At 71.0% G+C, this 17,713-nt stretch carries 15 protein-coding genes; 10 read left to right on the top strand and 5 right to left on the bottom strand.

Going from position 1 to position 17,713, the window contains the following annotated elements; translation table 11 throughout:
* Window positions 1-42 precede the first annotated feature (42 nt).
* A complete protein-coding gene (xylA, locus tag O5O46_RS32320; protein ID WP_269859249.1) occupies window positions 43-1,206 on the bottom strand; it encodes a xylose isomerase in 1,164 nt (387 codons plus the stop codon).
* Window positions 1,207-1,355: 149 nt separating this feature from the next.
* Between xylA and xylB the strand changes: the two genes are divergently transcribed.
* Both xylB and O5O46_RS32310 read left to right on the top strand, forming a co-directional pair.
* Complete coding sequence (gene xylB / locus O5O46_RS32315; protein ID WP_269859208.1) at window positions 1,356-2,789, top strand: xylulokinase; 1,434 nt, start codon at window positions 1,356-1,358, stop codon at window positions 2,787-2,789.
* Window positions 2,786-3,985: an ROK family transcriptional regulator gene (locus O5O46_RS32310; protein WP_269859207.1), complete on the top strand. Its 1,200-nt coding sequence runs from the start codon at window positions 2,786-2,788 to the stop codon at window positions 3,983-3,985. The genes xylB and O5O46_RS32310 overlap by 4 nt, the downstream gene beginning before the upstream one ends.
* Before the next feature lie 2 nt (window positions 3,986-3,987).
* Here O5O46_RS32310 and O5O46_RS32305 read toward each other — a convergent pair whose 3' ends face one another.
* From O5O46_RS32305 to O5O46_RS32290, 4 genes are all read right to left on the bottom strand, one after another.
* Window positions 3,988-4,323 (bottom strand): peptidase inhibitor family I36 protein, encoded by a 336-nt coding sequence (locus O5O46_RS32305; protein ID WP_269859206.1) that lies wholly within the window; start codon window positions 4,321-4,323, stop codon window positions 3,988-3,990.
* Window positions 4,324-4,485: 162 nt separating this feature from the next.
* The gene (locus O5O46_RS32300) at window positions 4,486-5,319 is read right to left on the bottom strand and encodes an ABC transporter ATP-binding protein (RefSeq protein WP_269859205.1); all 834 of its coding nucleotides are present in this window, start codon (window positions 5,317-5,319) and stop codon (window positions 4,486-4,488) included.
* 38 nt (window positions 5,320-5,357) lie between these two features.
* On the bottom strand, window positions 5,358-6,389 hold the full coding sequence (locus O5O46_RS32295) for a FecCD family ABC transporter permease (RefSeq protein WP_269859204.1): 1,032 nt from the start codon (window positions 6,387-6,389) through the stop codon (window positions 5,358-5,360).
* Window positions 6,386-7,441, bottom strand: coding sequence for a FecCD family ABC transporter permease (locus O5O46_RS32290; protein WP_443072682.1), 1,056 nt, complete (start codon window positions 7,439-7,441; stop codon window positions 6,386-6,388). The genes O5O46_RS32295 and O5O46_RS32290 overlap by 4 nt, the downstream gene beginning before the upstream one ends.
* Window positions 7,442-7,585: 144 nt before the next feature.
* Here O5O46_RS32290 and O5O46_RS32285 point away from each other — a divergent pair, with 144 nt between their 5' ends.
* The 8 genes from O5O46_RS32285 to O5O46_RS32250 all read left to right on the top strand — a co-directional run bounded on the left by O5O46_RS32285 (window position 7,586) and on the right by O5O46_RS32250 (window position 17,524).
* On the top strand, window positions 7,586-8,602 hold the full coding sequence (locus tag O5O46_RS32285; RefSeq protein WP_269859203.1) for an ABC transporter substrate-binding protein: 1,017 nt from the start codon (window positions 7,586-7,588) through the stop codon (window positions 8,600-8,602).
* Between the two features lie 38 nt (window positions 8,603-8,640).
* Window positions 8,641-9,498, top strand: a complete 858-nt coding sequence (locus O5O46_RS32280; protein ID WP_269859202.1) for a siderophore-interacting protein — start codon at window positions 8,641-8,643, stop codon at window positions 9,496-9,498.
* 77 nt (window positions 9,499-9,575) lie between these two features.
* Window positions 9,576-11,081, top strand: coding sequence for a pyridoxal phosphate-dependent decarboxylase family protein (locus O5O46_RS32275; RefSeq protein WP_269859201.1), 1,506 nt, complete (start codon window positions 9,576-9,578; stop codon window positions 11,079-11,081).
* Window positions 11,082-11,113: 32 nt separating this feature from the next.
* Complete coding sequence (locus tag O5O46_RS32270; RefSeq protein ID WP_269859200.1) at window positions 11,114-12,451, top strand: lysine N(6)-hydroxylase/L-ornithine N(5)-oxygenase family protein; 1,338 nt, start codon at window positions 11,114-11,116, stop codon at window positions 12,449-12,451.
* 1 nt (window position 12,452) lies between these two features.
* A complete protein-coding gene (locus tag O5O46_RS32265; protein ID WP_269859199.1) occupies window positions 12,453-13,046 on the top strand; it encodes a GNAT family N-acetyltransferase in 594 nt (197 codons plus the stop codon).
* Window positions 13,047-13,057: 11 nt separating this feature from the next.
* The gene (locus O5O46_RS32260) at window positions 13,058-14,848 is read left to right on the top strand and encodes an IucA/IucC family protein (protein WP_269859198.1); all 1,791 of its coding nucleotides are present in this window, start codon (window positions 13,058-13,060) and stop codon (window positions 14,846-14,848) included.
* 95 nt (window positions 14,849-14,943) lie between these two features.
* Window positions 14,944-16,449 (top strand): MFS transporter, encoded by a 1,506-nt coding sequence (locus O5O46_RS32255; protein ID WP_269859197.1) that lies wholly within the window; start codon window positions 14,944-14,946, stop codon window positions 16,447-16,449.
* A gap of 184 nt (window positions 16,450-16,633) precedes the next feature.
* On the top strand, window positions 16,634-17,524 hold the full coding sequence (locus O5O46_RS32250) for an MBL fold metallo-hydrolase (RefSeq protein WP_269859196.1): 891 nt from the start codon (window positions 16,634-16,636) through the stop codon (window positions 17,522-17,524).
* Window positions 17,525-17,713: the final 189 nt, after the last annotated feature.

Below are 17,713 nucleotides of genomic sequence, written 5' to 3'. Positions count from 1 at the left end.
AGCAGCGGTACACAGGGATGACGTTCCACGGCGGAACCGACGCTACCGAAGGCCGAGGAGGTGGTCCATGGCGAGTTGGTCGAGCTGTTCGAAGGCCATGCCGCGGCGGGCCGCCGCGTCCGGGTCGAAGTCCTCGAACGCCGAGCGGTCGGCGAGCAGTTCGCTGACCGTCTCACCAGGAGCGAGGGTCGGCCGGGCGAGTTGGTCCAACCGGGCGGCGCGCAACGCGTCCTGGACCACAGGGTCGGCGCGGAAGGCCGCGGCCTTGGCCTTGAGCGCGAGGTAGTTGCGCATGCATCCGGCGGCGGAGGCCCAGACGCCGTCGAGGTCCTCGGTGCGCGGCGGCTTGAAGTCGAAGTGCCGCGGCCCGGTGTAGCCCGCCGACTCCAGCAGATCCACCAGCCAGAACGCCTGGCGCAGATCGCCCGCGCCGAACCGCAGGTCCTGGTCGTATTTGATGCCGGACTGTCCGTTGAGGTCGATGTGGAACAGTTTGCCCGCCCACAGCGCCTGCGCGATGCCGTGCGGGAAGTTGAGTCCGGCCATCTGCTCATGACCGGTCTCGGGATTCACGCCGAACAGTTCGGGGTGCTCCAGCCGTTCGATGAACGCCAGCGCGTGGCCGACTGTCGGCAGCAGGATGTCCCCGCGCGGCTCGTTGGGCTTGGGTTCGATGGCGAACCGCAGTTCCAGCCCCTGGGCCAGGACGTACTCGGCGAGCACGTCGAACGCTTCCTTCAGCCGGTCGAGGGCGGTGCGCACGTCCTTGGCGGCGCCCGACTCCGCGCCTTCGCGGCCACCCCACGCGACGTAGACCGAGGCGCCGAGTTCGACGGCGAGGTCGATGTTGCGCAGTGTCTTGCGCACCGCGTAGCGGCGGACGTCGCGGTCGTTGGCGGTGAAGGCGCCGTCCTTGAACACCGGGTGGGTGAACAGGTTGGTGGTGGCCATGGGGACCTTCATGCCGGTGGCGTCCAGCGCCTGCCGGAAGCGCTTGACGCGCGCCTCGCGTTCGGCCTCGCCACTGCCGAACGGGATCAGGTCGTCGTCGTGGAAGGTGACGCCGTACGCGCCCAGTTCGGCGAGTCGGCGCACCGTCTCGGCCGGGTCGAGCGCGGCCCGGGTGGCGTCGCCGAAGGGGTCACGGCCCTGCCAGCCCACGGTCCACAGACCGAAGGTGAACTTGTCCTCGGGGACGGGGGTCAGGTGGTCGGTCACGGGGGGCCTCCCGGTTGCCGGAGGTGATGGAACGGCCTCGCCCCTGTTCGTAAGGGCGGAAAACAAATTAGTATGCGCGGGCGCCGTGGCGAAACCCGCCGCAGCGGGTGACGGCAGGCATGCGCGAGGAGGCAGCGATGGCCGTACAGCGCGTGGTCATCGGCGTGGACAGCTCCACGCAGGCGACCAAGGCGGTCGCCGTGGCGGTGGACACCGGTGCCGTGCTGGGTGAGGGCCGCGCCCCGCACACGGTGAGCACCGCGGCGGCCCGGGAGAGCGACCCGGAGCAGTGGTGGCGCGCGTTCAACGAGGCGGTAAGGCGAACCGGCCACGCGGATCGCGCGGCGGCCGTATCGATCGGCGCCCAGCAGCACGGCCTGGTGACCCTGGACGCGCACGGCGGGCCGGTGCGGCCCGCGCTGCTGTGGAACGACGTGCGCTCCGCGCCCCAGGCCGCCTCGCTGGTCGAGGAGTTGACGCCCCAGTGGTGGGCGCGGCGCACCGGAAGTGTCCCCACCGCCGCCTTCACCGTGGCCAAGTGGGCCTGGCTGTGCGCCAACGAGCCGCAGGCCGCCGCCCGGGTGGCCGCGGTGCGGTTGCCGCACGACTACCTCACTGAGCGGCTCACCGGTACCGCCGCCACCGACCGCGGTGACGCGTCGGGTACCGGCTGGTGGACCCCGGACGGATACGACGAGGACGTCCTGCGCCGGGTCGGGCTGGACCGGGCGCTGCTCCCCAAGGTGCTGGCACCGGGCGTGGCGGCCGGGGTGGTCAGGGCGGGCACACCGTTGCGGGAGGGCGCGCTGGTCGCGGCAGGTACCGGTGACAACATGGCCGCGGCGCTCGGGCTGGGCCTGGAACCGGGGGTGCCGGTGGTCAGCCTGGGAACCTCGGGCACGGTGTACGCGGTCACCCGGGGCAGGCCGCAGGACCCCTCCGGTACCGTCGCCGGGTTCGCCGACGCTCGCGGCGACTGGCTTCCGCTGGCCTGCACCCTCAACTGCACACTGGCCGTCGACCGGATCGCCGCGCTGCTGGGCCGGGACCGGGAGGACGTCGCGCCCGGCGGCTCCGCCGTGCTGCTGCCGTACCTGGACGGCGAGCGCACCCCCAATCTCCCTTATGCGTCAGGGCTGTTGCAGGGGTTGCGCCATGACACCAGTCCCGGGCAGGTGTTGCAGGCCGGCTATGACGGCGCCGCCTACTCGCTGTTGACGGCGGTGGACGACGTGCTGCGCGCCGGTGGCGAGCCGGTGGACCCGTCGGTTCCGCTGCTGCTGGTCGGTGGCGGTGCCAGGGGCGCGGCATGGCGGGAGACGGTGCGCAGGCTGTCGGGTCGGCCGGTACGGGTGCCCGCGGCCCAGGAGTTGGTGGCGTTGGGCGCCGCGGCGCAGGCCGCCGGGCTGCTCACCGGTGAGGCGCCGGACGAGGTGGCCCGGCGCTGGGGCACCGCGGCCGGAGTGCTGCTGGAGCCGGTGGAGCGGGACACCGAGGCGCTGGAGCGGATCCGAGAGACGCTGCGCGCCGCCGTGCCGCTGCTCAATCCGGCCTCCGGATCCGCCCGATGAAGCACGGCTGGGCGGCTGCGGCGCAGTCCGGGCGGGCCGCCTCCCAGCAGGGCATGCGGCGGCAGAACCTGGCGCTGGTGATGACCACCGTGGCCGCGCACGGCCCGATGTCCCGGGCGGCGGTGGCCGAGCGCACCGGGCTGACCAGGGCGGCGGTGTCCAGTCTGGTGGACGAGTTGCACTCGGCCGGTCTGCTGACCGAGTCGGGGTCGGTACCCAGCGGCCGGGCCGGTCGTCCCGGCCGTGCGCTGGCGCTGAGTGAGCGCGGTCCGGCCGGCCTTGGGCTTGAGGTAGGGGTCGGCCATCTGGGTGCCTGTGTGGTCGATCTGCGCGGCGAGGTCAGGGTGTGGCTGCGGGTCGCGGCGGCCAACCGGAACCGGCGGGCGGAGGAGGTACTGGCCGAGCTGACCGCGGTGTCCGAGCGGGCGGTGGGTGAGGCGCGGGCGTCGGGGCTGCGTCCGGTCGCCGCGGTGCTGGCGGTGCCCGGACTGGTCGGCGACGCGCCGGGGACGGTGGAGCGGGCCCCCAACCTGGGCTGGCGGGATGTGGCCGCGTCCGAACTGTGCGCCCACGGGCTGCCGTTGGAGGTGGACAACGAGGCGAACCTCGGCGCGCTGGCCGAGTTGTGGCAGGGCGCTGGGGCATGCGACTTCATCCATGTCTCCGCCGCGGAGGGCATCGGTGCCGCCCTGGTGGTGGGCGGCCGGGTGTTCCGTGGGGCGCGCGGTTTCGCGGGCGAGTTGGGCCATGTGCCGGTGCGTCCGGACGGTCCCGTGTGCGCGTGCGGTGCGCGCGGGTGCCTGGAGCAGTACGCGGGCGAGGAGGCGGTGCTGCGGCAGGCGGGGCTGGGCAGGGGCGAGGACGCGGTGCGGCGGCTGGCCTCCCGTGCGCGGGACGGTGACCGACGCGCGCTGGGGGCGCTGGAGCGGGCGGGTGAGGCGCTGGGCACCACACTCGCCGGCGCGGTCAATCTGGTCGACCCCGCGGCGGTGGTACTGGGCGGCGCGTACGCCGAGTTGGGCGACTGGCTGCTCCCGGGCATGCGCAGGGAGCTGGCGACCCGCACGCTGCGCCGCTGGCCGCCGGAGGCGCTGCTGGTCTCCGCGCTGGGACGGCGCGGCCCGCTGACCGGCGCCGGAATGGCCGCCATACGGCGGATCATCGAGGACCCCGCCGTCTGGCGGCCGACGGACTGAGGTCAGCCGCAGTCGACGGTGATGGCGGCCACCGGCGCGCCGGACAACTCCGCGTCGCCGCCGCCGATCTCCTGTTCCTCACCGGCGAAGTGTGCCCTGTCGTTGAGGCGCACTATGCAACCGAAGCTGTCCGGTATCGGGTTGTGCGCCGAGCGCGGGTTGCCGGACAGCGCGAGGGCGTCGACATCGGGGAAGGTGAATGTCGTCCTGCGCACCTTCGCGTCGAGCTTGTACAGCACGTCGCCCGACTGGTGCGGGCCGCTGAACAGGCAGAAGTCGCCCTTCCCGCACCGCTCGGGAGCGGCGGCGTGGCCGGCGGGGGCCAACGCCGCCGACACGCCGAGAACCGTAAGGGCAGTGACTCCTAAGCGAATTGCGCGCTGGCGCATGAATGCTCCTCTTGGTGTTTCCAGGGGTTTCCCGGCGCGGCTCCGCCACGCCTTGGTTTGTTTACCAAGGGTTTGCGCTACGCACATCTGCTACCGATGGTCACAGGAGTGTTATCGGCCAGCGGCGGCGGGCTCCGCCCGTGCGCCCGAGCGCCGTGGTGCCGAGGGAACGACCAGCGGCGTGCCCGTTTCCGGGTCGTCGATGACGCGGCAGGGGACGCCGAAGACCTCCTCGACCAGTTCGGCGGTCACGATGTCGCCGGGCGCACCGGCGGCGATCACCTGTCCGGCGCGCATGGCGATCAGATGAGTGGCGTAGCGGGCCGCCTGGTTGAGGTCGTGCAGTACCGCGACGAGTGTGCGGCCCTGCTCCGCGTGGAGTTCGGCGCACAGGTCGAGCACATCGATCTGGTGGGCGATGTCGAGATACGTGGTCGGCTCGTCCAACAGCAGCAGCGGCGTCTGCTGGGCGAGCGCCATGGCGATCCACACCCGCTGCCGCTGGCCGCCGGAGAGTTCGTCGACGTACCGGTCGGCCAGCTCGCCGATGCCGGTGGCGGCCATGGACTCGGTGACGGTCCTCTCGTCCTCCTTCGACCACTGGCGCAGCAGGCCCTGGTGCGGGTACCGGCCGCGGGCCACCAGGTCGGAGACGGTGATGCCGTCCGGCGCGACGGACGACTGCGGCAGCAGCCCCAGGGTCCTGGCCACCTTCCTGGCGGGCACGGTGTGGATGTCCTGCCCATCCAGCAGCACGGTACCGGCCGACGGCTTCAGGGTCCTGGACAGCGCCCGCAACAAGGTGGACTTTCCACAGGCGTTGGGGCCGACGATGACCGTGAAGGAACGGTCGGGCACGGTCACGTCGAGGTGTTCGGCGATCGTGCGCCGCTCATAGGCCAGGGTCAGTCCGCTGCCGTTCAGCCGTGTCGCGGTCTGGGCCATCTTCCGTACCTCGCCTTGTCGGTCGTTCACGTTGCCGCTCAAATCCGCCCCCGCTTGCGTTCGGTGGCCAGCAGCCACACCAGGTAGCCGCCGCCCAGCACTCCGGTCACCACGCCCACCGGCAACTGGTGTCCGGTGAAAAGCCGTTGGGCGATCCAGTCGGCGCTGACCATCAGCGCGGCGCCCATGCACAGCGACGGCACCAGGTTCGGTCCCGGTGCCCCGGTCAGCCGCCGGGCCAGCCGCGGCGCGGTGAGCGCGACGAACGCCACCGGGCCGGCCGCCGCCGCGGCGAACGCGGCCAGCAGCACCGCGCAGGCCAGCAGCGTCACCCTGGTGCGCCGGACCGGCACGCCCAGTCCGTGCGCGGCGTCGTCGCCCATCTCCAGTACCCGTAGCGCGCGGGCGCAGCCCAGCAGCACCACCGGCACGAGCACCGCCAGGGCCAGCGCGAGGGGCACCACGTCGCTCCACTCGCGCCCGTCCAGCGAGCCGGTGAGCCACAGCACCGCGCGGGCCGCGTCCGGGATCTGGGCCCGTGTCAGCAGGTAGCCGTTGACGCCGGTGAGGATCGCCGCCACCCCGATGCCGACCAGGATCAGCGGATAGCCGTGTGCGCCCTGCCGTGCGGCGAGCGCGTAGATCAGCGCGCCGGTGAGCACACCGCCGAGCACCGCGCCGCCCGCGAGCGCCGCTCCACCGCCGCCGATCAGCACGATGACGGTGAGCGCGCCGGTGGCCGCGCCCTGGGTGAAGCCCAGTACGTCGGGGCTGCCCAGCGGGTTGCGCACCAGGGACTGGAAGATCGCACCGGCCAGGCCGAGCGCCGCGCCGACCAGGAGCGCGGTGACGACGCGGGGCAGGCGCAGTTGCTCCACGACGAAGGTGTCGGCCGCCGCGCCCTGCCCAACGAGGGCGCGCACCACGGCGGTTGGGCTCATCGGGTACTCGCCGCTGCCGATCGACAGCACGCCGACGGCCAGTGCGAGCAGTGCGCAACCGGTCCCGACCAGCAGCGCCCTCGGCCGGTACGCGACGGACAGTCCGCCGGAAGTACGGATCACGCTCATGCCCGCACCGCCCGGTTCCGTCGCACGAAGTAGAGGAAGAACGGTCCGCCGACCACCGCGGTGACGATGCCGACCTGAAGTTCGGAGGGGCGGGCGAGGATACGGCCCAGCACGTCGGAGCCGAGCAGCAGCGCCGGCGCGAGCAGTGCGCAGTACGGCAGTTGCCAGCGCAGGTCGGGTCCGGTGAGCGAGCGCACCAGGTGCGGGACCATCAGCCCGACGAACACGATCGGGCCGCAGGCCGCGGTGGCCGCGCCGCACAGCGCGGTGACGGCCACGATGGCGGCGGCGCGGACGCGGGCCGGGCGGGCGCCCAGCGCCCGCGCGGCGTCGTCACCGAGGGCCAGGGCGTTGAGCGGCCGGGCCAGGGCGAGGGCGAGCAGCGCGCCGACGACCACGAAGGGGGCCAGCCGCTGCGCGGTGCCGGGCTGGGCGGCGGCCAGTGAACCCACCGTCCAGAAACGCATCTTGTCCAGCGACGCGGTGTCCAGCAGTTCCACGGCGCTCACGTACGAGTACAGCATCGCGTTCACCGCCGCACCGGCCAGTGCGAGCCGCGCCGGGGTCGCCCCGCGGCCACCGCCGACCGCGTAGATGAGCACCGAAACCACGGCGGCACCAAGAAAGGCGAACCAGACATAGCCTATGAAACTGGACAGCCCCAGAAAGGAGATCGCGGAGACCACGGCGGCCGACGCCCCCGCGTTGATCCCCAACAACCCGGGATCGGCCAGCGGATTGCGGGTCAGCGCCTGCATCACGCCACCCGCGAGCCCGAGCGCGGCACCCACCACCAGCCCCAGGGCGGTGCGCGGCAAGCGCATCCGGTGCACCACCACGTCCCCGGAGTCGAACAGCCCGTGCCACACCTGGCCGAGCGAGAGGGGCCTGGCGCCCAGCGCGAGGCTCAGCGCCAGCACGACCACCAGGAGCAGCAGGGCCCCGAGCAGTCCCGCGGCGCGCAGTGCGGCACGTCTGCCGGGTGGTCGTATACCGAGCGACGGCGGCGCCGTCGAACCCCCTGCGGCTTGCGGTGACTTGGTGACCGACACGTAGGTGCTCCGGTGCGACCGGGGAGCGGTGGCCGCCCCTCATTGGACAGTGACTTAGGTTAGGTTAACCTAACATCGATCTCGATCGCCGGCGTCATCCAGCACGCCGCACGCGATGACGCCACCGATGAAGGAAGCCCCGCCATGCCTTTCTCCCGATCCGCAAACCTCTCCCGCCGCGGCCTGCTCGCCGCAGGAGGCGCCCTCGGCCTGGGTGCCCTGGTGACCGCCTGCGGGGGCAAGGGCGGTTCGGCGTCCGGCAAGGACGACGGCTGGTCCTTCACCGACGACCGCAGGCAGAAGGTGACGGCCGCCTCCCGTCCCAAGCGCATCGTCGCCTACACCGGGACCGCCGCGGCCCTGCACGACCTCGGCCTCGGTGACCAGATCGTCGGTGTCTTCGGCCCGACCAAGCTCAAGGACGGCAAGCCCGACCCGATGGCGGGCGACCTGGACATCGGCAAGCTGACCATCATCGGCAACGCCTACGGCGAGTTCGACATCGAGAAGTACGCGGCTCTCAAGCCGGACCTGCTGGTGACCAACATGTTCCAGCCGGGCGCGCTGTGGTTCGTTCCGGACGACAGCAAGAACACCATCCTCAAGCTGGCGCCCAGCGTCGGCATCACGGTCAGCGGGGTGCCGCTCCCCCAACCCCTCCAGCGCTACGTGGACTTGGCCGAATCGCTCGGCGCCGACACCAGGGCGAGGAAGGTCACCGACGCCAGGGCCCGCTTCGAGGCCGCGGCGGAGAAGCTGCGCGGCGCGGCCAAGGCCAACGGGCGGATCAAGGTCATGGCCGCCTCCGCCAGCGCCGACCTGCTCTACGTCTGCGACCCGAAGGTCTACACCGACCTGTCCTACTTCCGCTCCCTCGGCGTTGACTTCGTGATGCCCGACAAGGTGCAGGGCGGCTTCTTCGAGAACCTCAGCTGGGAGAACGCCAACAAGTACCCGGCCGACCTGATCCTGCTGGACAGCCGCACCGCCGCCGTCCAGTCCGACTTCCTCACCAGCAAGCCCGCCTGGACCAACCTGCCCGCCGTCAAGGCTCACCAGGTGCTGCCCTGGCAGAGCGAGCCGCGTATGTCGTACGCGGGATGCGCGCCCATGGTCGAGGCGCTGGCGACGGCCGTGCAGAAGGCCAAGAAGGTCAGCTGAACCCAGGCAACCCACCAGGACCCCCCGGGAGACACCCCATGACCACCGCAGCCCCCGCCCCCGCCGTTCCGTTCCGCTTCTTCGATCTGCGAGTGGCCCGCACCGAACGCCTGGGCCCCGGCATGGTCCGGGTCACCTTCGGCGGCGAGCAGTTGGCGGGCTTCGCCTCCGGCGGCCGGGACCAGCGGTTCAAGCTGTTCCTGCCGCATCCCGGCCAGGACGCCCCCGTCGTCCCCACCCATGAGGACTGGTTCGCCCAGTGGCGGACGATGGACCCGGCGGTGCGCGGGGTGATGCGCTCGTACACGGTGCGCGAACAGCGCCGCGAGCGACAGGAGTTGGACGTGGACTTCGCGGTGCACGGCGACACCGGCCCGGCGTCCCGCTGGGCCCAGCGGGCCCGGCCCGGTGACCGGGTGACGGTGCTCGGTCCGGTGGTCGAGGACAACGGCGGAGTGGACTTCCGGCCGCCGCCGGGTACCGACTGGGTGCTGATCACCGGCGACGAGACAGCGCTGCCCGCGGTCGCCGGGATCCTGGACTGGCTGCCGCCCGGCACCCGGGCCAAGGTCTGGATCGAGGTCAGCCACCCGGCGGACCTGCAGGAACTGCCCACCGCGGCCAATGCCGACATCGTCTGGCTGGTCCGCGACACCGCCCGGCCCGACGACGACCCGCTGCTGTCGGCGGTACGCACCGCCGCGCTGCCCGACGGCACTCCGTACGCGTGGATCGCCGGTGAGGCGGGCTCGGTGAGGGCGCTGCGCCGTCATCTGGTCGGCGAGCGCGGATTCGACCGCAGGGCCGTGAAGTTCACCGGTTACTGGCGCCGCGGCGCGACCGAGGAGGACCTGCTCGCGGAGGTCGTCTCCGGCACGGCTGCGGCCGAGGACTGACGGCCCTCCTCTCTCTGGGACCAGGCTCCCCTCGGGGCCGCGCCCCCACCCCCCGATACCTGACTCTAGGACGCAACATGAGTTCCACCTCACACCTGCTCAACGACCAGACGGCCGAGGACTACCGGCGCTGGGTGACCGAGGGCGTGGAGCGGGTGGCGGACAAACTCGCCCGTACCGAAACGCCGTTGACCGGGATCACCCCGGCCGAGCTGGCCCCGGTGGTCGACGCGATCGACCTGGACCAGCCGCTGGGCGACCCGTCGGCCGCGCTGGACGAGCTGGAGCGGGTGTACCTGCGGGACGCGGTGTACTTCCACCACCCCCGCTACCTCGGGCACCTCAACTGCCCGGTGGTGATACCAGCGGTGCTCGCTGAGGCGGTGCTCTCCTCGGTCAACTCCTCGCTGGACACCTGGGACCAGAGCTACGGCGGCACGCTCATCGAGCGGCGGCTGATCGACTGGACCGCGGCCCGGATCGGCCTGGGTGACACCGCGGACGGCGTGTTCACCAGCGGCGGCACCCAGTCCAACCTGCACGCGATGCTGCTGGCCCGCGACGAGGCGTGCCGTGCCGTGCGGGAGGCCTCACCGGCCCCGTTGCGCAAGGCGGACATCCTGCCCCGGCTGCGCGTCCTCGCCTCCGAGTGCGGCCACTTCAGCATCGCCAAGGCGGCCGCCCTGCTGGGCCTCGGCTACGAGGCCGTGATCCCCGTACCGTGCGACGAGAACCGGCGGATGCGCACCGACGCGCTCGCCGCCGAACTGGACCGCTGCCGGGACGAGGGCCTGGTGGTGATGGCGGTCTCCGCCACCGCGGGCACCACCGACTTCGGCAGCATCGACCCGCTGCCGAGGATCGCCGAGCTGTGCGAGCGGGGCGGGACCTGGCTGCACGTGGACGCCGCCTACGGCTGCGGGCTGCTGGTCTCCAACCGCCGCCGCCATCTGCTCGACGGCATCGAGCGGGCCGACTCGGTCACGGTGGACTACCACAAGTCCTTCTACCAGCCGGTCAGTTCGAGCGCGGTGCTGGTGCGCGACCGCTCGACGCTGCGGCACGCCACGTACCACGCCGACTACCTCAACCCGGTTCGGGCCGCCGAGAACCTGATACCCAATCAGGTGGACAAGAGCATCCAGACCACCCGGCGGTTCGACGCGCTCAAGCTCTGGCTCACGCTGCGTGTCATGGGCGCCGACGGCGTGGGGGAGCTGTTCGACGACGTGGTGGACCTCGCCGCCGACGCCTGGAAGCTGCTGAACGACGACCCGCGCTTCGAGGTCGTCACCGAACCCCAGTTGAGCACCCTCGTCTTCCGCTACGCCCCGGCGGGGGACGTCTCCCCCGCGCTGTGCGACCGGGCCAACCTCCGTGCCCGGGAGGCACTGGCCGCCTCCGGTGAGGCGGTGGTCGCCGGGACGGTGGTGGACGGACGGCACCACCTGAAGTTCACGCTACTCAATCCGCGCACCACGCTGGACGACATCGCGCACGTCCTCGATCTGCTCGCCGACCACGCCCAGCGCTACCTGTCCGAGCAGGCGGGCCCGGAACGCGGCCACGCCCGAGCCAGCTGACCGACCCCGACCCCACCGGACCGGAGAAACCTTTGTCCACGCCACACACTCCGCACGAGGCCAGCACTCCGTACGACTTCATCGGCATCGGCGTCGGCCCCTTCAACCTCGGCCTCGCCTGTCTGACCGAGCCGATCGAGGAGCTGACCGGACTTTTCCTGGAGAGCAAGCCGGGATTCAACTGGCACACCGGAATGCTGCTGGAGAGCAGCACCCTGCAAACGCCGTTCATGTCGGACCTGGTCACACTCGCCGATCCCACCTCGCCCTTCTCGTTCCTCAACTACCTCAAGGAATCGGGCCGCCTGTACTCGTTCTACATACGGGAGAACTTCTATCCGCTGCGCGGCGAGTACAACGACTACTGCCGCTGGGCGGCGGGAAAGCTGGACAGCCTGCGCTTCGGCCACCAGGTCACCAGCGTCGAGTACGACGAGGCGGACGAGCTGTACGCGGTGCACAGCATCGTGCTGTCCACCGGCGAGCGCACCGTGCACCGCGCCAGGCGCCTGGTGCTCGGCACCGGAACGCCCCCGCACATCCCCGAGCCGTGCCGCGGCCTGGAAGGCGACCTGATCCACAACTCCCGTTATCTGGAAAGCAAGGCGTCGCTACAGGAGAAGCGGAGCATCACCATCGTCGGCAGCGGGCAGAGCGCCGCCGAGATCTACTACGACCTGCTCCAGGACATCGACTCCCGCGGCTACGAACTCACCTGGGTCACCCGCTCGCCGCGGTTCTTCCCGCTGGAGTACACCAAGCTCACCCTGGAGCTGACCTCCCCGGAGTACACCGACTACTTCCACGCACTGCCGCAGGCCACCCGCGACCGGCTGACCGTGGAGCAGAAGCCGCTGTACAAGGGCATCAACTCCGACCTGATCAACGACATCTTCGACCTGCTGTACCAGAAGAACCTCAAGGGTCCCTGCCCGACACGGCTGATGACCAACACCGCCCTCACCGGCGCCGGTTACCACGCACCGAGCGCCACGTACACCCTGGACCTGCGCCAGGAGGAGCAGGAGCGGGACTTCTCGCTCGCCACCGAGGGCCTGGTGCTGGCCACCGGCTACCGCTACCAGGTGCCGGACTTCCTGGCACCGGTGCGCGACCGGATCCTGTGGGACGACCAGGGCCGGTTCGCGGTGCGCCGCAACTACAGCGTGGACACCACCGGGAACGGCGTCTTCGTGCAGAACGCCGCCGTGCACACGCACAGCATCACCGCCCCCGACCTGGGCATGGGCGCCCACCGCAACTCATGGATCATCCGCGAACTGCTGGGCCGCGAGCACTATCCGGTGGAGAAGTCCATCGCCTTCCAGGACTTCGGCGCCCCCGTCGGCGCCCAGGGCGGCGTGGCCTGAGATGACCGACGCAGTCTTCAGCCGTACCGACGAGCGGCTCGGGCGGTTCGCCGTCCGTCCGGTCGACCCGGTCGCCGACACCGAGCTGCTGCACGGTTGGGTCACCCATCCCAAGTCCGTCTTCTGGATGATGCAGGACGCCGAACCGGGCGACGTCCAGCGCGAGTTCGCGGCCATCGACGCCAATCCGCACCATGACGCTCTGCTCGGCCTGTACGAGGGCCGCCCGGCGTTCCTGGTCGAGCGCTACGACCCCGCGCACAGCGAGCTGGCCGGGCGGTACGCCGCGCGGCCCGGCGACGTCGGCATGCACTTCCTGGTGGCGCCCACCGACACGCCGATCCACGGCTTCACCCGGGCCGTACTCACCACCGTGATGGAGCTGCTGTTCAGCGAACCGGCCAACCAGCGCGTCGTGGTGGAGCCGGACGCACGCAACCAGGCGGTCCACACGCTCAACGCGTCCGTCGGCTTCCGCGTCGTGGACACCGTCGCGCTGCCCGACAAGCACGCCTACCTCAGCACCTGTACCCGAGAGCAGTACCTGGCCGCCCGCGAGGGCGCGTTCACCGCGGCTGCCGAAGCCAAGGAGTGAACCGGAGCACCATGCACACCCACGCACCTCGTGACGTCGTCGCGCACCTGACACCCGAACTGTGGGACCGCGCCAACCGGCTGCTGGTCCGCAAGGCCCTCGCCGAGTTCTCCCACGAGCGGCTGCTCACCCCGCGGCGCCAGGAGTCCGGCGAGTACACCGTCACCAGTGACGACGGCACTGTGGAGTACCGTTTCTCCGCCCAGTTGCTCACCCTGGACCACTGGAACATCGACCCGGACTCCATCACCCGGCACCGGGACGGCACCAGGCTCCCGCTGGACGCACTCGACCTGTTCATCGAACTGCGCACCGCCCTGGGCCTGGACGAGGAGATCCTTCCGGTCTACCTGGAGGAGATCAGCAGCACGCTGGCCAGCAGCGCCTTCAAACTCTCGGCTGCGCCGGTGAGTTCGGCCGAACTGGCCAACGCCCCCTTCCAGCGGATCGAGACCGGGATGACCGAGGGCCATCCCTGCTTCGTCGCCAACAACGGCCGGCTGGGCTTCGGCGCGCCCGAGTACCTGTCGTACGCACCGGAGGCCGCGAACGAGGTACGGCTGATCTGGCTGGCCGCCCGGCGCGACCGATCGACGTTCTCGGTCTGCGCCGACCTGGACTACGAAGGGCTGATCCGCTCCGAGCTGGGCGAGGCCACCCTGGAGCGGTTCGCCGGGACCATGGCCGAACTCGGCCTGGACCTCGATGACTTCCATCTGATGCCGGTGCATCCCTGGCAGTGGTGGAACAAGCTGTCGGTGACCTTCGCGGCGGAGGTCGCCCAGCGCAACATCGTCTGCCTGGGCCACGGAGACGACACCTATCTGGCACAGCAGTCGATCCGCACCTTCTTCAACACCTCGGACCCGTCCAAGCACTATGTGAAGACCGCGCTGTCAGTGCTGAACATGGGCTTCGTACGGGGACTTTCCGCCGAGTACATGGAGGCCACCCCGGCCATCAACGACTGGCTGGCCGGCCTGGTCGCCGAGGACGCGGTGCTCAGGCGCACCGGCCTGGACGTGATCCGGGAGCTGGCCGCGGTCGGCTACCGCCACAGGCAGTACGCCGCCGCGTCGGCCAAGGGCTCGCCGTACCTGAAGATGCTGGCCGCACTGTGGCGGGAGAGCCCGGTGCCGAAGCTGGCGCCCGGCCAGCGGCTGGCCACCATGGCATCGCTGCTGCACGTCGACCGGGACGGCGGCTCGTTCGCCGCGGCGCTGATCGCGCAGTCCGGTCTGGACGCGAAGACCTGGCTGCGCCGCTATCTGGACGCCTACCTCACCCCGCTGCTGCACTGCTTCTACGCGTACGGCCTGGTCTTCATGCCGCACGGCGAGAACGTCATCCTGGTGCTGGAGAACGGGGTCGTACAGCGGGCGATCTTCAAGGACATCGCCGAGGAGATCGCCGTGATGGACGCCGACACCCCGCTGCCGCCCGAGGTGGAGCGGATCCGCGCGCGGGTGCCGGAGGAACTGTGGACGCTGTCGATCTTCACTGATGTCTTCGACTGCTTCCTGCGCTTCCTCAACGGGATCCTCACCGCCAACGGCACACTGGAGGAGGACGCGTTCTGGTCGGCCGTCGCCGACTGCGTGTCCGAGTACCAGGACGCAAACCCCGAGTTGGCCGAACGGTTCAAGCGGTACGACCTGTTCTGCGAGGAGTTCGCACTGTCCTGCCTCAACCGGCTGCAGCTGCGCGACAACCGCCAGATGGTCGACCTCCAGGACCCGGCCGGAGCGCTCCAGCTCAGCGGCACCCTGAAGAACCCGATCGCCCGCTTCGCCCGACTCTGACGACCCCGAACCCCGCCTCCGTTCCGGCCGGTCGGCGCCCGCTTCGGCCGCCGGCCGGCCGGTCGCGTCACCGTGGACGTCCCACCAGGAGCCCCATGTCAACCGTGGCCACCGACGCCACCCCGCCCCGGCACGCCTCCCGACCGCCGACCCGCTGGCTGATCCTCGCGGTGATCTGCCTCGCCCAGCTCACCGTGCTGCTGGACAACACCATCTTGAGCGTGGCGATTCCGTCGCTCACCGAGGAGTTGGGGGCCAGCACCGCCGACGTCCAGTGGATGATCAACGCCTATTCGCTGGTCCAGTCCGGCTTGCTGCTCACCGCGGGCAACGCCGCCGACCGCTACGGCCGCAAGCGGATGCTCGTCACCGGCCTCGCCCTGTTCGGCGTCGGATCGGTGGCCGCCTCCTTCTCCCAGGGGCCGGGCCAGCTCATCGCCGCCCGCGCCGGGATGGGAGTGGGCGGCGCCCTGCTGATGACCACCACGCTCGCCGTGGTGGTCCAGGTATTCGACGGCGCCGAGCGGCCCAGGGCCATCGGCATCTGGAGTACCGTCAACTCCCTTGGCTTCGCCGCCGGGCCGGTGATCGGCGGCACGCTGCTCAACCACTTCTGGTGGGGTTCGATCTTCCTGATCAACGTTCCGGTGGTACTGGTCGGCCTGGTGGCGGCCGTCAAACTGGTGCCTGAGTCCAGGGAACCGGCCGGTGAGCGGCCCGATCCGCTGGGCACACTGCTGTCCGTCGTCGGCATGGCGGGCGTCGTGTACTCCATCATCGCCGGTCCGGTACACGGCTGGTGGTCCACGCCGGTGCTGGGCACCGCCGGGCTCGGGCTGGCGGGGCTCGCGGTCTTCGCCTGGTGGGAGCGCCGGGTCCAACACCCGATGCTGGACATGGGGTTCTTCCGCAACCGCCGCTTCATCGGCGCCCTGGCCGGTGGCATCCTCGTCGCCTTCGGCATGGGCGGCTCGCTGTTCCTGCTCACCCAGCAGCTCCAGTTCGTCCTGGGGTACGGGCCGTTGGACGCCGGACTGCGCACCGCGCCACTGGCGCTGACCGTCGTCGTCCTCAACTTCACCGGGCTGCACGCCCGGGTACTTCCCAGGCTCGGCACTCCGCTGACCATCGCCCTCGGCATGACCACCCTGGCCGCGGGCCTGGCGACGGCGGCGGTCTTCGGCTCCGGCGGTTACGGCGGGATGCTCAGCGGTCTGATGCTGATGGGGATCGGCGTCGCCTTCGCCGCGCCCACCATGGCCAACGCGGTGATGTCGGCGATCCCGCCCCGGCAGGCGGGCGTGGGCGCCGGGCTGAACGGCACCCTCGCCGAGTTCGGCAACGGCCTGGGGGTGGCCGTCCTGGGCGCGGTGCTCGGCGCCCGGTTCACCGCGCTGCTTCCCGCCACGATCACCGGCGCCGCCTCACTGCCCGCGGCCCTGGCCGCCGCCCACACCAGCGCCGACCAGTCCGCCGTACGGCACGCCTTCGCCTCCGGCCTGCGCACCGGCCAACTCGTCGGCTCCGTCGCCGTGTTGCTCGGCGGCCTCATCGCGGCACTGCTGCTGCACCGGGCCGCCCGGGTGCCGGCGAGGAGGTAGTGCAACGCAGACCTGCGCACCCGGTTGGAGCCACCGCGCGCCCGCCGGGCCGCCCGCGCAGAGACGGTCCCGGGCCGAAGCACAAGAACCGCACCCCCTTCTTTTCTGCGCCGCTCAGGCGATATCCATGGACAGGGCGACCGGTCATCGCCCTTCCCACGGACGTCAGAGTAGGAGTTCCGCCATGCCCAACGCCCCATCCCCCGAACCAGGTGGCTGGTACGTGGACGACCGTTGCACGAACTGCGACGTCGCACGGCAACTCGCCCCCGGGCTGATCGGCGAGGTCGAAGGGATCTCGCGGGTCCTGCGCCAGCCGCGGAACGCCGAGGAGCTGCGGCAGTTACACGCCGCCGCGTACGCCTGCCACACCCGCTCCATCCGCCACCCGTCGCGACGGCTCGACCCCGCGCTCGATCCGTATCCACTGCTGCTGGACGACGGCCTGTACTTCTGCGGTCACAACTCCCGGCAGAACGCGGGCGCCAACTCCTATCTGATGGTTCGCCCTTCGGGGAACCTGATGGTCGACACCCCGCGCTGGAGCACCGAACTCGCCGACAGATACGAGGCGTTGGGGCCGATCACCGACGTACTGCTCACCCACCGGGACCATGTCGCGCACGGCCGCCGGTACGCCGACCGGTTCGACGCCCGGCTGTGGATCCACGAGGGCGACCTGGAGTACGCGCCGGACGCCGACCACGTGCTGCGCGGCACCGAGCCCTTCGAGGTCGCGCCGGGCGTCGTCGCCCATCCGCTGGCCGGGCACACCGAGGGCAGCGTGCTGTACGTCGCGGACGAGCGGTACTGCTTCAGCGGCGACAGCTTCTACTGGTCGCGCGGCAGCCAGGACATCGAGGTGGCGCAGAGCGTCACCTGGTACTCCATCGAGGCACTGGCGGCCTCACTCGCCCGCGGCGTGGACCGGCTGCGCTTCGAGTGGCTGCTGCCGGGGCATGGCGACCGCCGGCAGCTGCCCGCCGACGAGATGGCAGAGCGAATGAAGGGGCTGGTCAAGCGGGTCCAGGCGCTGCGGCCCGAGCCCATCGACTTCACCGCCGTGCGCTGGTGAGGGCCGTCCCGCACGGCTGTGCGGTGTGGGCTGGGCCACATTCAGGGGAGCCGAAGGTGTGACTTAGCCCTCACCGACAAATCGGACCAATAGCATGATTTCCTGATTTCGCAGCCTCTGACCTGCACTTTCCTGTATTCCGGTGTCGCTGAATGCCCGGTTCACCCCATCAGCGGGGGTCTTGCCTCG

The sequence above is a fragment of the Streptomyces sp. RPT161 genome (assembly GCF_027533845.1).
Lineage (GTDB): Bacteria > Actinomycetota > Actinomycetes > Streptomycetales > Streptomycetaceae > Streptantibioticus_A > Streptantibioticus_A silvisoli_A.
The sequence above is the reverse complement of the archived record's forward strand: the minus strand, read 5'-3'. Positions and strand labels throughout refer to the sequence as shown.

Excerpts from the sequence above, each read along its gene's own strand:
- xylB (WP_269859208.1), top strand. The coding sequence starts at position 1,356 with ATGGCCGTACAGCGCGTGGTCATCGGCGTGGACAGCTCCACGCAGGCG.
- O5O46_RS32310 (WP_269859207.1), top strand. The coding sequence starts at position 2,786 with ATGAAGCACGGCTGGGCGGCTGCGGCGCAGTCCGGGCGGGCCGCCTCC.
- O5O46_RS32300 (WP_269859205.1), bottom strand. The coding sequence starts at position 5,319 with ATGGCCCAGACCGCGACACGGCTGAACGGCAGCGGACTGACCCTGGCC.
- O5O46_RS32295 (WP_269859204.1), bottom strand. The coding sequence starts at position 6,389 with ATGAGCGTGATCCGTACTTCCGGCGGACTGTCCGTCGCGTACCGGCCG.
- O5O46_RS32285 (WP_269859203.1), top strand. The coding sequence starts at position 7,586 with ATGCCTTTCTCCCGATCCGCAAACCTCTCCCGCCGCGGCCTGCTCGCC.
- O5O46_RS32280 (WP_269859202.1), top strand. The coding sequence starts at position 8,641 with ATGACCACCGCAGCCCCCGCCCCCGCCGTTCCGTTCCGCTTCTTCGAT.
- O5O46_RS32275 (WP_269859201.1), top strand. The coding sequence starts at position 9,576 with ATGAGTTCCACCTCACACCTGCTCAACGACCAGACGGCCGAGGACTAC.
- O5O46_RS32265 (WP_269859199.1), top strand. The coding sequence starts at position 12,453 with ATGACCGACGCAGTCTTCAGCCGTACCGACGAGCGGCTCGGGCGGTTC.
- O5O46_RS32260 (WP_269859198.1), top strand. The coding sequence starts at position 13,058 with ATGCACACCCACGCACCTCGTGACGTCGTCGCGCACCTGACACCCGAA.
- O5O46_RS32255 (WP_269859197.1), top strand. The coding sequence starts at position 14,944 with ATGTCAACCGTGGCCACCGACGCCACCCCGCCCCGGCACGCCTCCCGA.
- O5O46_RS32250 (WP_269859196.1), top strand. The coding sequence starts at position 16,634 with ATGCCCAACGCCCCATCCCCCGAACCAGGTGGCTGGTACGTGGACGAC.